The following is a 14,681-nucleotide window of genomic DNA, read 5'->3' on the forward strand; positions in this document are numbered from 1 at the left end:
TGATCACCATTACTTTTAAACCCAATTCCAATCACTCGACTGACACTGCCATGACGCTAATTTTGCGGCGGAACCTGCATGAGCTGCCGTTCAAAAAAAAATGATTAAAAACGGCTCATGCAAGCTTTATCACCGAAAAAGAACAAATTAAATCAGATGAAAAAACAACTAGAGCAATGCAGCTAACTAAATTCAATTACGACAACAAAATAGTCAGAAATTTTGGCATCGCCACCATCGTATGGGGTATTGTCGGGATGTCTGTGGGCCTGCTGATAGCCATACAGCTGGTATGGCCGTTCATGAACTTCGAACTGCAATACACCACATTCGGGCGTGTGCGCCCGCTGCATACCAATGCCGTCATTTTTGCATTTGTGGGCAATGCCATCTTCATGGGGGTGTATTACTCGTTGCAACGGCTGCTCAAGGCCCGGATGTATAGCGACTTCCTGAGCCGGGTGCATTTCTGGGGTTGGCAGCTCATCATCCTCGCGGCAGCGATCACATTGCCCTTGGGTCTCACTACCTCCCACGAATATGCAGAGCTTGAATGGCCCATCGATATCGGCCTAACCATTATCTGGGTAGTTTTCGGTATCAATATGTTCGGTACCATCATCAAGCGACGTGAGCGGCATATGTATGTAGCCATTTGGTTTTACATCGCCACCTTCGTCACCGTCGCGGTATTGCACATTGTCAATTCGGTACAGCTGCCCGTTTCGATGTGGAAGAGTTATTACCTGTATGCGGGCGTACAGGACGCATTGGTACAATGGTGGTATGGGCATAATGCCGTGGCATTTTTCCTTACGACACCCTACCTGGGTATGATGTATTACTTCTTACCCAAGATGGCCAACCGGCCGATTTACTCGTATAAACTGAGTATTCTACACTTTTGGTCACTGATTTTCATCTACATCTGGGCCGGCCCGCACCACCTGTTATACACTTCATTGCCGGGGTGGGTGCAATCGCTTGGTGTAGCATTTTCAGTGATGCTCATCGCACCAAGCTGGGGCGGCATGATCAATGGGCTACTCACGCTGCGCGGCGCTTGGGATAAAGTGCGTACCGATCCGACGTTAAAATTCATGGTCGTAGCGCTTACCGCCTATGGTATGGCCACCTTCGAAGGGCCGATGCTTTCGCTGAAACAGGTGAATGCCATTGCGCACTTCACCGATTGGATCGTGGCACACGTGCACGTTGGAGCGCTGGGATGGAACGGCTTCATGACGTTCGCCATCCTTTATTGGCTGATACCGCGGATTTATAAAACCGAGCTGTATTCGAAAAAGCTGGCTTCCGCACATTTCTGGATCGGTACGCTGGGTATCCTTTTCTACGCGATTCCGATGTATTGGGCCGCTGTGGTGCAAGGGCTGATGTGGAAAGAATTTACACCTGAAGGTGTATTGAAATACCCAAATTTTCTGGCGACCACCCTTCAGATCATTCCCATGCATTTATTGCGGGCCATAGGTGGTACACTTTACTTGTCCGGTGTAATTCTGATGACCTATAACCTGGTGAAAACCATGAGACAGGGACGACTATTGGCCAATGAACCGGCAGAAGCACCCGAACTAGTGCCGGTGGTAGTCAACGAACGCGCACCGCACCGCAGACTGGAGCGCAAGCCCATCTTGTTTATGGCATTGGCATTGATTACCATTCTCATCGGGGGCATGGTACAGATGATGCCTACATTTATGATTTCATCCAACGTACCCACCATCGCCAGCGTACAGCCCTATACCGCATTGGAGTTACAGGGCCGTGATTTGTACATCCGTGAGGGGTGTGTCAACTGCCATACACAGACCGTCCGTCCATTCCGCTCAGAAACCGTGCGCTATGGGGACTATAGCAAGGCCGGCGAATTTGTCTACGACCATCCGTTCCTTTGGGGGTCAAAGCGGACGGGGCCAGATCTCCATCGTATAGGCAAAAAATATCCTCATAAATGGCATTTCGACCACATGCTCGACCCTACCATTACCTCACCGGGAAGTATCATGCCTCCCTATCCCTGGCTGATCGAGCAGCGATTGGACACGGCTGCAACCAAAGCCAAGCTGAACGCGATGCGGCTATTGGGAGTACCGTACACGGATGCGGATATCAACGCTGCGAATGCCGATCTCAGGGAGCAGGCCGAAGGCATTGCCACAGACCTCAGTCAGCAGGGTGTAGACGTGCGAGCAGACCGTGAAATCATTGCGTTGATCGCTTACCTGCAACGACTGGGAACGGATATTAACGTGCCCGTCGGAACGGCAACAAATGAATAACCTACTAAAATACAAACGATGTTTAAGCAAATAACGGATTTAAGCGGCAATGAGTGGTATCTCATTGCGTCGCTGTGGATTTTCCTCGTCTTCTTCATAGCAGTGGGCATCATGCTGTTCCGTATGCCGAAAGAGGATGTCAACTACATGAAAGGATTGCCCGTGGATGAAGCGGAGAAGCCAAACGATGATTTAACAAACTAAATGCAGCAGACCATGAAACTAATTTTCATAGATTCTTCCAACGATATCCTTATTGTTGCGCTCATTGTGGTAATGGCCGTTGTATTGGCTGCAGCATGGGTGGTGTTAAGGGCGATGCGTACCATGCTGCATATCCTAATTCCGCATGCGTTGGAAGCAGAAAAGTCTAACCTGACCGAGGCTAAGACCGCCCGGCGGAATCGGCGTCGGCAGTGGTGGAACAAGCTGATGGGGCTACGTCCCTTAGCGGAAGAAAAAGATCTGGTGATTGACCATGAGTATGATGGCATTAAAGAGCTAGATAATCCGGTTCCTGCCTGGTTTAATGGTATGTTTTATGGCAGTATGGTGTTTGCTGCGGTCTATTTGTGTGTGTACCATGTGTTTGGCTGGGGGCCCAATCAAGACCAGGAATATGCCCAAGAGATGGAACGGGCGGAGCAAGCCAGACAGGAGTGGCTGGCACAGGCAGCGGACAATGTCGATGAAAACACCGTGGCGATAGACGCAAGTCCCGAGACCGTCGCGGCCGGAATGGCCATTTTTACCCAGAATTGCATTGCCTGCCATGGGGGCGCGGGAGAAGGGGGGATCGGGCCAAATCTAACGGATGACTACTGGCTTCATGGCGGCGAGGTACAGGACATATTTAAAGTGATTAAGTACGGTGTATTGGATAAAGGTATGGTACCTTGGGAACAGAGCCTAACACCGGCTCAGATTGCTGAGGTAGCTAATTACATCCTTACGCTCCGCGGGACAAACCCACCGAATGCAAAGGAACCACAGGGAAACAAGGTGGAGTATGGCGCAAAGCAGGGCGATGCGGAAGCGGAAGTTGCCGAAACAGCCGGATAAACGAGGGGAAGGAACGTCATGGGGACAACAGTCACGGGGTCAAAACCCAAACGCAACTGGATTTATGCCAAGAAACCGGCTGGCAGCTGGTTCAATCGCCGGCAGTGGTTTGGCTACTCGCTTTTGGTATTTTTTATTGCCGCACCCTTCATCAAAATAGGTGGCGAGCCGTTCTTGCTGTTCAATATTGTTGATCGTAAGTTTGTGCTGTTCGGAAATGTATTCTGGCCGCAGGATTTGCATATTTTCGTGTTTGGGATGCTGATTGCTATGGTATGCATCGTCCTGTTTACAGTGGTTTATGGTCGCGTGTGGTGCGGTTGGGCTTGTCCCCAAACCATCTTCATGGAGTTGATTTTCCGGCGGATCGAATATTGGATTGAGGGCGACTGGTTGCAGCAGAAAAAGTTAAATCAGGGGCCCAATACGACTGTCAAATATGTTAAGAAAATCACGAAGCATACGGTCTTCTTGTTCATATCTTTTTTGATCTCCAATATTTTCCTGGCCTACCTCATTGGTGTTGACCAGCTTTGGAAGATCATGGCAGATCCGGTGAGCCAGCATCTGGGTGGATTTGTTTCAATTATCTTGTTTACGTTGGTGTTCTATGGCGTATTCGCTTATCTACGGGAAATTGTTTGCACGACGATCTGTCCGTACGGCAGGCTGCAAGGTGTGCTGTTAGATGACCAAAGCATCACCATTGCATATGACCATCGTCGGGGTGAGCCGCGCGGTCATCGGAGAAAGGGAGTTACACAGACCATCGGCGATTGCGTAGACTGTAACCTTTGTGTTCAGGTATGCCCAACGGGCATTGATATCCGGAATGGTTTACAGATGGAATGTGTAAGCTGTACGGCCTGCATCGATGCGTGTGATGAGGTCATGGAAAAATTAGATCGTCCCAAGCGCCTGATCGGCTTTTATTCCGTAAGTGAAATTGAAGGCAGCAGAAAAAAATCGGGAAATGGCCGCGCCATTGCCTATACCGTGGTACTTGCCGTTTTGGTGACGGTGTTTGGATGGCTTATTTTCAGTCGTTCGCAGGTCGACGGTACGCTGTTGCGTGCAAAAGGCAGCAGCTATCAGGTCCATGAAGATGGCACGGTGAGCAACCTCTATAGCTTGGAGCTGATCAATAAAACCAGTAGTGACATACCCTTTACATTGGACGCACTGGACGGAAATATGACCGTTCGGGTAGTTAATCCGCTGGTTGAACTCAAGAGTGGCGCCACGGCACAACTTACTTTTTTTCTTGTTAGTCCACAGCAGTCGGTGAAGACTTACAAAACCGATGTGAAAATCGGTGTGGTATCCAACGGAAAAGTAATCGAGACGATGAAAACCACCTTTGTAGCCCCGCCGAAATAGTCTGATGGTGTGGCGATGTAAAGATGTGCAGATTTAAGGATTTGAATATAAAAAATGAACTGGGGAACGAAAATAGCATTGGCACTGGCACTCTTCATGGCATTGATTGTGTCGTTTGGTGTTTACATGGTGAGCAAGGATACCGATTCGCTGGTCGCGGAGGATTATTACGAGCGCGGTTTGAATTACGATCGCTTGCGTAGCACGGATTCCATGTATCCGTATCGGGATACCGTGTTGGTTGCACCCAAGCAGTAAACGAATATGACTTATCACACATTGGCATTTTTTATGGGACTGTTTGGTAGCCTTCACTGTGTGGCGATGTGTGGACCGTTGGTCTTGACGTTGTCCGCCGGAAAGCCCAGTACACCCGGGAAGGTGCTTGCTAATAAAGTACTTTACCAAGTAGGGCGTGTCGTAATGTATGGGCTGCTTGGGCTGGCCATCGGTGTCGTTGGCCACTTGCTTGCTATTAAAGGCTGGCAACGGGGGATCACATTTGTTACCGGGTTTTTGCTCGTCGGCATAGGATTATTTTTACTTTTTGGTAAACGACTTCACGGATTTGCCCGCTTGCAACAGCGTTTGGTCAATCCATTGATACGGTGGGTCGGCCATTGGCTTTATCGGCCGGGTGGGCATCTTGTTGTAGGGATGCTGAACGGCCTGTTGCCCTGCGGTATGGTGTATATGGCGTTAGCAGCTGCGCTGAGCGCCGACTCGGTGGGGGGCGGAGGGCTGTTTATGCTGCTATTCGGATTGGGTACCTGGCCGGCCATGTTGTCGGTATCCTTACTGGGTAGCTTCACCAAATCCCGTATCCGGTTCAACTTCGCATTTTGGTTGCCCTTGATTTACCTATTAATGGGCGGGTGGTTCCTATTGCGTGGGGCTAACCTCAATATCCCTTACCTAAGTCCGTTGATTTACCCGAAAGGGGCTGTCGTCTGCGGAGTGACAGAATGATGCCGTGGTTAGCAACCGACAGGCGATGATGAATATATTTGCAGTAGGTATAGCTTAGATAGCCCATAGCGTTCGGTGGAACGCAATATTAGCCAATTACAAAAAGCCCGGAAATTATGTCGTATCGGGCCGGCTTACCGACTTGAAATACGCCCAGATTACATCTTCGGTAAATCCTCCATAACGTAATCAATCCAGTTTTCCTGTTCTCTGTTGATCATAATTTGTGGAGTAAACCCTGTTTTGTCGATCGGATTCTCATCCGTCCAAGCGGATTTTTCAATGGGTATGTAAAGACGGAACGCGTCAAATGGAAGTTTTGTGGGATTTGACATACCCGCATAATCCATCATCCCGATTGTAGGCCGACCATAGGTGATCGCTTTTTTGCTTTGCCTAGCTAAATAGAAGAAATATTCCGTTGAACTTCCACCGAACTCATCTACCAGTATTGCGACCTTTGCGGGTCGTGTTAGGACGGAATCCAACGGAAAGCTTACGCTGGGTAGCGGGTAGAATGTTTCGGTGGTTTCCGGCAATTCCCTGTAAGTCTCTTTATACCGGTTCAGTATTTCTTCGGGAAAGTATTTTTTGTAGTCTTCGGGTATCGGATGGTTAGCAAAGGCATCTAGATCCTGAAGCTTCTTGGATACGTTCTCTTTCGAAACCCGGAGGTAGGTTTCTCCCTGATCGATTTGATTGGTGGCTAAATAGGGAATTAAGCTCACCCAGCCTGAGCTGCCGCCGCCATTGCCCCTGAGGTCAATAATAAGATATTTCGTGTTTTTGATGGCTGAATCGCTCTCCGTAACAAGTTGGTGAATAACACCTTCGTTGTTTTCGAAAGTCGGGATTTTAAGATAGCTGAAATCGGCATTTAATTTTTTGAACAGCAGCCCGTTGTTATTCCCACGCCAACTTTCAAGTTCTTCGGTCTCGTCTTTGGAGAGGGCCGCGCCTGTTTTTGCCCAAAGTTGGAAATTCCATATTCTCAGTAAATTGCCTGTTTTTTTTGCCGGGATATCGATGTTGATATTTCGGTTGTATAATTTAGTTGAAAAATCATTTCTATTTTTCGTCAACGTAAAGTAAACAAAACCTTTCGGGAAATGGTCGTTTTCCGAAGACCGTTTTACAGCTTTATAGGTATTTTCCCCGTGCCTGATAATGGAGATTTCCGTGTTGTTGACATCTCTCCAAATACCTTCAATTGAATGATCACCAGTTTGTCCTAATCGGCTATCCATTCGGTCTATGTCGCTAATTACGGAACTATCGATTTCGGCGTTATATTCAATCCTAAAGTGTTTGTCATAAAAGAAATTCACGTATTCTTTCAATAATAAATAGCAATCCAAGGGTGTATCCGTATCGATTGCCTTTATTTTCAGATTGTTTTTTAGTTGATCATACGGTGTCTTATTTGCAGGTTTTATTTTGTCGGGGAAACCGGCATAATTTTCTTCGGTTTTTAGAATGGCCTCTTGGAGGTTATCCAGGCAATTGCACGGCTCTTGCCCGAAAGTAAGGCATGAAACGAAGATGGCAGCGATTAAGAGTGAATGCTTAACTTTCATCGGATCTACAATTGAAAAGGTTTGTTTTACGTAATACTACCAATCGAAATTACATAAAATTCCGATAAATTGGATTCCAGGTGCTTCCTAATGATGTCCGTCGGGAAATTAATAATGTTTAGGTCAGTTGAGTGGCCTATCAACGGGTGGCAATCTTTAATTATTTTCTTCATTATCATTTATCTGATAAACTTTACAACATATCTTAAAAAGCTATATTTGCAGACATAAATCTATTATGTGTATATGGTTTCAGGGCAACATATGGAAGAGCGTGATTTGCTTGCCCGGCTCAGGGAAGGCGATCATCAGGCATTTCAGGCTCTCTACCACCGTTATAAACTTCGTCTAGCCGGTAGCCTGCTGCGCATGTTGAAATCGCCAGATTGGGTGGAAGAAGTGCTGCAGGATCTTTTCATGCGCTTGTGGGTGCATCGAGCGGAAATCGACCCGGAGCGCCCGATTAAAGCCTATTTATTTCGGATAGCCGAAAACCTGGTGCGCGATGTGTTCCGACAGACCGCCCGGAGCCAACAGATGCAGCAGGAGCTCGTGCACGTTATGGGGCATGCCTATCGTCATGTAGAAGAACAGCTGCTTTCGAGCGAGTTGGCAGAAGAACTGCGCATCGCAATAGACCTCCTGCCACCAAAGAGGCGTGAGGTATATAGGCTATGTAAACTGGAATCGAAGAGTTACGAGGAAGTTGGCCAACTGCTCAAAATCAGCCCCGGTACTATAAATGACCACATCAAGAAAGCCAACTCGTTTTTACGCCGTCACTTGGCACAGCACGCCGAGCTAAGCGGTATGCTGCTGGTATGGTGCTTGTTGTACCCATTGGTCTAAAAATATTTTACTGGTTTACAGTTTGTTGTATTTTTTTTGCTTGGCGCAGCACCTGCTTAGGCGTACAGGTGCGTATTATAGAAAACGAGTAACGAATAAAGTGGCCAATAAAACGCATATCGTCGGGCTTTTCATTAAATACCTGAACGGGACCATCCGTCCGGCGGAATTGACGGAGTTATTACTGTATTTCGAGAAGTCGCAGGAGGGGGACGACCTTACCCCGCTCATCCAGCAGGAATTGAACGATACAGCGATCGATGATACGTCGTTAAAAGACATCGTCGATAAAGTGGAGACCAAACTATTTGCCGAGACGATGCCAACGGATCTGCCGGCCGCTGCCGGCCGTTCAAAAGAGACTTTCCGTCGTGTGTGGTGGCTCAGCGCCGCTGCCGCAGCGATTGTTTTCATGGGGCTGAGCTGGTTTTTCTGGAATCAGCCAGCCGGAAAGAAAGCAGCGTTGGCGGCCTTGGAAGCGGATATCGCCCCAGGCTCAAATCGGGCTACACTGACACTTTCCAATGGGCGAACCATTGATTTGAGTACCGACCAATCCGGTATTGTCATGGATGAAGAAATCTCCTATGCAGACGGCAGTTTGGTGGCAGGGCAGGAACCCAATAAGAAAAGTGTGGTGCCCGCCGCTTCGCAATTAACACTGACGACTCCAAAGGGGGGCACCTACCGCATCCGGTTGCCCGATGGTACCGACGTGTGGCTCAACGCGGCGTCTACCTTGAAGTATCCTTCCAAATTTGACGAACGCGAGCGGGTCGTGGAACTAACCGGCGAAGCATATTTTGACGTACAGCACGCGGACGGTCTCCCGGCCGGTAAATCCGGGCGCGCTTGGCCATTTCGGGTTATCACTAACGGCCAGGAAGTAGAAGTGCTGGGTACCGAATTTAATATTACGGCTTATGGGGATGAGCAGGCCGTAAAGACCACCTTGGTAAACGGGCGTATAGGGGTTTCAACGGCCGATAAAAAGCCGCCCCGAATCCTGGCGCCCGGCCAGCAATTGACGAATAGAAATGGAGACATCCGGATTACTACGGTTGATGTGAGTGACTATACCGCCTGGAAAGAAGGGCAATTTGTCTTTTATGGAACATCATTCCCCGAATTAGTCAAGCAGATAGAAAGATGGTACGACGTGTCTTTTGAAATCACCGTACCGGTTCAGGAAGTGGAGCTGTGGGGAACTGTGTCTCGCGAGGTAATGCTTTCGCAGATATTGCATGTAATCGCACTGAATACATCGTTAAAATTTACTAGAGAAGGGAGGCACATTATGGTTCATCATTAATTACAGAAATTTTTTGCCAAAAAAATGCCGGAAGTGCTGCTATCACCCCCGGCGTGATACATGGCAAATATTCAAAAACCGATTAGTAACTGAATTATTTAACCTGCGATACAAACTTACTAAAAACCCGGTGATAAAAGGATAACACAGGGCTGGCGCCGTAACGTTGCGTATCGAGAATAACGAAAATTTATGCATGGTCAATTGCATGCGGGATTGCTCCCAAAACGTGAGGGCAATCCGCATAGTGGCTTTGGATGTAGGCATCCAAACGTTTATTATATCTTAATGATGAAATTAACAGTGTTGCTGATACTGGCTTTTACCTTTCAGGTGTCTGCCTTCACGTATGCACAACGTATCAATCTTCATGTCAAAGAAGCGTCGCTGGCGGATATATTGAAACATGTTCAAAGGCAAAGTGGATATAATTTCCTCTTCAATAACAGGTATCTCAAGAATACTAAACCTGTAACCGTTGACATTCAGGACAAATCCATCGAGGAAGCACTCTCGCTGATTTTTGCCGATCAACCGTATAACTTCCAGATCGAAGGCGATATCATTACGTTGATCCCAAAAACAACCTCCGGGGCGGACCCGGTGGCAAGCGATAACCTACAACGGGTTGTGCAGGGGCAGGTCACCGATTCATTGGGTACGCCATTGGAAGGGGTGTCGGTGTTAGTCCAGGGTACATCAAAAGGAGTCGCTACAGACAGCGGGGGCAGATACCAGATCGCCGCCGCCGCCGATGAGGTCTTGGTATTCAGATTAGTGGGCTACGGTGTGCAAACGATTGCTGCAAGCCGCCAGTCGGCCATGGATGTGGTGCTTTTGCCCGAATCTGCAGATTTGGACGAGGTTGTGGTCGTAGGCTACGGCACCCAGCGGAAGGTAAACCTCACCGGTTCGGTCTCATCGGTCAATTTCGAAAAAGGAGGCATGCAATCCCGGCCGCTGCAGAATGTTTCCTCGGCGCTGGCCGGGATGGCGGCAGGGCTCAACGTGAACCTCAGTAACGGACATCCGGGCGCACCTGCCTCCGTGAAAGTGCGGGGGGTCGGCTCCCTGAATGCAGGCCAGGATCCGCTCATTGTCATTGACGGGCAGGTGGGCGATATCAACGCGGTGAACCCGAGCGACGTAGCCTCGGTCTCCGTATTAAAAGATGCTGCTTCTGCCGCTATATACGGTTCAAGGGCGTCTAACGGGGTGATTCTCGTGACCACGAAAACCGGACAAAACAGCGACGGAAAAGTGAGCTTTAACTACAACGGAAATGTAGGGAAAACCGATGCCGCCCGTGTATTTGATATCATAGACAATACGGTAGATCAAATGGAACTCATCAATCTGGTGCAACGGAATTCAGGCATCCAGCCCTCCTACAGCGATGAGCGGATCAATGAATGGCGGGAAGGGTCAATTTCCGATCCGCTGCTGTACCCCAATACCAACTGGTGGGATGCCCTGCTTAGCAGCGGAATCATGCAGACGCACAATTTATCTGCTCGCGGCGGAAACAGCCGTATTAATTTCTTCACCTCCATGGGCTACCTGCAAAATGGGGGTACCATTCCCAATACCGGAATGGATCGGTACAATTTCCGCAATAACCTTTCTTACAAAGTAAACGATTGGCTGGAGCTGGGAAATATCCTCACCGCACTGTATAGCGAGAGTGATCCCGGTACAGACGGTTCTATTTTCCAGTGGTTCGAAACGCTCACACCCGGTACCTTGCCGAAACATCCGGACGGACGGTATGGGTTATCGATGACCGGAGGCTCCGAATTTTCTGCCAATAACCCTTTGCGTGCTGCAGAAACCCAGCTGGGCGAGAATGCGACGCAGCGCTATACAGGCAAATTCTTCGCAAAACTGACACCACTGGAAGGATTAACCCTTACCGGAAGTTACTTTGTCGATTTTTATAACTATAACAATTGGACGAGCAACCGGCCGGTTGATACCTGGGATTTCCAGACCAACACCATCGGGCTTGCCGCATCGCCCACCATCGGAATCGGCAACTCGTTCTCGAAAAACCGCCGGTCAGTGGTCGATCTCTTCGGCAATTATGAACGATCGTTCGGAAACCATCACTTTACGCTACTGGCTGGATATAATCAGGAATATTACCGCACGGATGCGTTCAGTGCTTCCAAAATCGACCTGTATAGCCTGGACATACCGGTGTTGGATGCGGCAGCTACCGTGCAGTCTGCCAGTGGCAATGCCAATGACTTTGCCATGCGCTCGTATTTCGGGCGTCTGAATTATAGTTTTGATGACAGGTACCTCCTGGAAGTCAATATCCGGACTGACGGGTCTTCCCGCTTCAGCCCCGGCAACCGGTGGGGTACGTTCCCTTCGGCCTCGGCGGGATGGAACCTTTCTAACGAGTCTTTCTGGGCACCGTTGCAGGCAACCATCGACCAGTTCAAACTGCGGGCTTCTTATGGCAGGCTCGGGAATAACGGAATCGGCAACTACGATTGGCAAAGTGTGTACCGTGCGGCCAATTACAGCTTCAACGGTACCATCACCAAAGGGCTCGCACCTACCGCATTTGCGAACGCAGACATTACTTGGGAAACGACTGATGTAATGGATATTGGTATGGATATGCGCCTGTTCCAATCACTGAGCCTCAGTGTAGACTATTATAATAAATTGACCCACGGCATCCTGGCGCGTGTGCCTATCCCGTTTGTAAACGGGGGGTTGGAAGCACCGCTGATAAACAGTGCAAAGGTACGTAACAGCGGGGTCGAAGCCGAGGTAAGCTTCCAGAAGCAGTTTAATGCGTTTTCGCTGTTTGTTGGGCTAAACGGTGCACTCAACAACAACGTGATTGAAAGTTATAAAGGGGACTACCTCGAACCGCATGGCCAAGGGGTCTGGACGGAAGGCCAGCCCATCGGAAAGTTTTGGTTGAGGCAGGTAGACCACATTGTGCAGGACCAAGCCGAAATCGATGCGCTGGTTGACGACGGATGGGTTTTCCGCCCTTCGACCCCCGGCCCGGGCGACTTTTTATACCGGGATGCCGACGGAAACAAGACAGTCGATGACAACGACCGGACGCTAATGGGGAATCCGCTGCCCAAATTTACGTATGGCGGTACGCTCAATGCCGAATACAAAGGGTTTGATCTGCTCGCGCAGTTTAACGGTGTTGCGGGTTGGGACAAATACTTAACTTCTCCGACGTTTACGCTGTTACGCCCGATCAACGGGGTATTAGCCGCGCCTAAATTCCTGGATTCGTGGACCGAGGACAACCCGAGTACCACCATCCCAAAACTGTATAACAGCGACCCGAAAAATAACCAGATATCCGATTATTACCTGCAGAGCGCCAGCTATTTCCGTATTAAGGCGCTTCAGCTGGGGTACACGTTGCCCACAACATGGGTAGAACGGGCTAAGATTTCCAATGTGCGGCTATACGTCAATTTGGAAAACTACTTTACGTTTACCGGGTGGGAAGGACTTGATCCCGAGTCGGGCGGGGTTACCTACCCGCAGATGAAGACCTTGTCTTTCGGATTGAATTTTGGGTTTTAACATATAATTTGTTTGAAATGAAGAAATTAGTTTATTTCTTGCTGGTAGGGATGCTTACCGCCTGTCAGGACGGTTTTCTGGATAGGCAGCCTTACGACTCGCTGTCGAGTGAAAACGCTTGGATATCTGACGATAATGCCACGATAGCCATCAACGGGATTTACAACGCCATGAACAGCGACGATAACCTCGCGGGCTATTTTTATATTTTTACAAACATCGGTCCCGATGGCTACGGTTATTTCCGCGACGAAAGCATCCAGCGGGGCCTTTCCACCAACCGGACGGGTCTGTATCTCAATACGTACAAGGGGCTTTACCGCGTCATCAAATATACCAATGATGCCATTGCCAATCTGACAGACAATACCCACCTCACTCCGGAGCTGGCCAGCCAGCTTTTGGGAGAGGCTAAGTTTATGCGGGGGCTATCGTACTTTTATCTGTGGCAGCTTTATGGCGGGGTAATTATTTTGGACCAACCGCTGGATCCCGCAGATACCTACCTCCCGCGCAATTCGGCGGAAGAGGTAAGGGACTTTGTCATTGCGGATTTTCAGGATGCGATTGAACGGTTGCCCGTCGTCCGCACCGGCGGAGACATCGGCCGCATAACCAAAGGGGCCGCCATCACCATGCTGGGCAAAACGTATCTGTACAGTGAGCAATGGAGCGAAGCTGCCGCCCAGCTCAAGCAACTGCTGTCGCCGCCTTATGCTTACGGTTTGTTTGCTGATTATGCCGGTTTGTTTACCGATCAGCATGAGAATAACGAAGAGATCGTATTCTCCCTGCAGTCGGTGATGCAAAACAATTTAGGCTCCTATTACGATCGTTGGTATGGCGGCCGCTCCATCCGGTCATACGGCGAATCGTTTAGCCAGCCATCTTGGACCACCGTATTTTCGTATACCCATCAGGATGGTTCGCCCATCGACCCTGCCGGGATGCCCGCGGAAGCCGACTATGCAGATGAGGTGGCATACGGGGCCGACCTGATTGATTGGTACGTAAATGAATTTGCAGATGCCGATGTGCGGGCACACGGCAACATAATTATTCCGGGATACACCATCGTCGGAAACGAAAACCTCACCTACAAGGTTAATTGGCCCTATACCGCCCATGCGAACGACGAAATTCCTGCTTACCGGATCGAATTCTCTTCCTATGCGTTATTCTCGTGGCGTAAAATGATCATGACGGGCGATGCCAATACACTTCGCAGCGATTCGCCCATTGATGTGCCGTTAATCCGGTTTGCCGATGTGCTGCTTATGTATGCCGAGGCCGTTAACGAGGCTGGCGGTCCGGTAAACGAGGCTTACCAAGCGGTGCAGCGGATACGCGAACGTGCCGGTGTGGCACCGCTGGAGGGAAACCTTGGGAAAGAACAGCTGCGCCAGGCAATCCGTTTAGAACGGCTGAAGGAGTTTGCGGGCGAAGGGCAGCTCTTTTTCGACGTGCGTAGGTGGCGTACCGCGCATACCGGAGATCCCATCTTCGGGCTGAATGGTATGCTGTTGGATTTCAGGGGCCAGCCGCTGTACCAACGTGTATTTACGGAAAAAGATTACCTGTGGCCCATACCGCAACAGGAAATAGATATCAATAACAGTTTGACGCAAAACCCCGGATGGGAATAAGTAGATA

11 protein-coding genes are annotated in these 14,681 nt (G+C 49.3%); 10 read left to right on the forward strand and 1 reads right to left on the reverse strand.

Annotation, left to right across the window (positions count from 1 at the left end; translation table 11 throughout):
* The first annotated feature begins 176 nt into the window (after positions 1–176).
* Genes ccoN through BMZ56_RS00190 form a run of 6 tightly spaced genes read left to right on the forward strand, consistent with a single transcriptional unit; the run spans position 177 to position 5,714 of the window.
* Entirely contained in the window at positions 177–2,303 is a 2,127-nt protein-coding gene (gene ccoN / locus BMZ56_RS00165; protein ID WP_090622293.1) for a cytochrome-c oxidase, cbb3-type subunit I, read from the forward strand.
* A gap of 18 nt (positions 2,304–2,321) precedes the next feature.
* Positions 2,322–2,507, forward strand: coding sequence for a hypothetical protein (locus BMZ56_RS00170; protein WP_090622296.1), 186 nt, complete (start codon positions 2,322–2,324; stop codon positions 2,505–2,507).
* Between the two features lie 12 nt (positions 2,508–2,519).
* Positions 2,520–3,365, forward strand: coding sequence for a cbb3-type cytochrome c oxidase N-terminal domain-containing protein (locus BMZ56_RS00175; RefSeq protein ID WP_245893018.1), 846 nt, complete (start codon positions 2,520–2,522; stop codon positions 3,363–3,365).
* A gap of 18 nt (positions 3,366–3,383) precedes the next feature.
* Positions 3,384–4,745, forward strand: a complete 1,362-nt coding sequence (ccoG, locus tag BMZ56_RS00180; protein WP_090622303.1) for a cytochrome c oxidase accessory protein CcoG — start codon at positions 3,384–3,386, stop codon at positions 4,743–4,745.
* A 54-nt stretch (positions 4,746–4,799) separates the two neighbouring features.
* Complete coding sequence (locus tag BMZ56_RS00185) at positions 4,800–5,003, forward strand: FixH family protein (protein ID WP_090622308.1); 204 nt, start codon at positions 4,800–4,802, stop codon at positions 5,001–5,003.
* A 6-nt stretch (positions 5,004–5,009) separates the two neighbouring features.
* Entirely contained in the window at positions 5,010–5,714 is a 705-nt protein-coding gene (locus BMZ56_RS00190; protein WP_090622311.1) for a sulfite exporter TauE/SafE family protein, read from the forward strand.
* A 158-nt stretch (positions 5,715–5,872) separates the two neighbouring features.
* Here BMZ56_RS00190 and BMZ56_RS00195 read toward each other — a convergent pair whose 3' ends face one another.
* Positions 5,873–7,291, reverse strand: a complete 1,419-nt coding sequence (locus BMZ56_RS00195) for a S41 family peptidase (protein ID WP_090622315.1) — start codon at positions 7,289–7,291, stop codon at positions 5,873–5,875.
* A 264-nt stretch (positions 7,292–7,555) separates the two neighbouring features.
* Between BMZ56_RS00195 and BMZ56_RS00200 the strand changes: the two genes are divergently transcribed.
* From BMZ56_RS00200 to BMZ56_RS00215, 4 genes are all read left to right on the forward strand, one after another.
* On the forward strand, positions 7,556–8,140 hold the full coding sequence (locus BMZ56_RS00200; protein WP_177194988.1) for an RNA polymerase sigma factor: 585 nt from the start codon (positions 7,556–7,558) through the stop codon (positions 8,138–8,140).
* A gap of 100 nt (positions 8,141–8,240) precedes the next feature.
* Positions 8,241–9,452 carry a FecR family protein gene (locus tag BMZ56_RS00205; protein ID WP_143072803.1) on the forward strand — a complete coding sequence of 404 codons (1,212 nt, stop codon included), beginning with the start codon at positions 8,241–8,243 and terminating at the stop codon, positions 9,450–9,452.
* A gap of 288 nt (positions 9,453–9,740) precedes the next feature.
* The gene (locus BMZ56_RS00210) at positions 9,741–13,028 is read left to right on the forward strand and encodes a TonB-dependent receptor (protein ID WP_177194989.1); all 3,288 of its coding nucleotides are present in this window, start codon (positions 9,741–9,743) and stop codon (positions 13,026–13,028) included.
* A 17-nt stretch (positions 13,029–13,045) separates the two neighbouring features.
* Positions 13,046–14,674, forward strand: a complete 1,629-nt coding sequence (locus BMZ56_RS00215) for a RagB/SusD family nutrient uptake outer membrane protein (protein WP_090622334.1) — start codon at positions 13,046–13,048, stop codon at positions 14,672–14,674.
* Positions 14,675–14,681 lie beyond the last annotated feature (7 nt).

This window comes from Parapedobacter indicus (assembly GCF_900113765.1).
Lineage (GTDB): Bacteria > Bacteroidota > Bacteroidia > Sphingobacteriales > Sphingobacteriaceae > Parapedobacter > Parapedobacter indicus.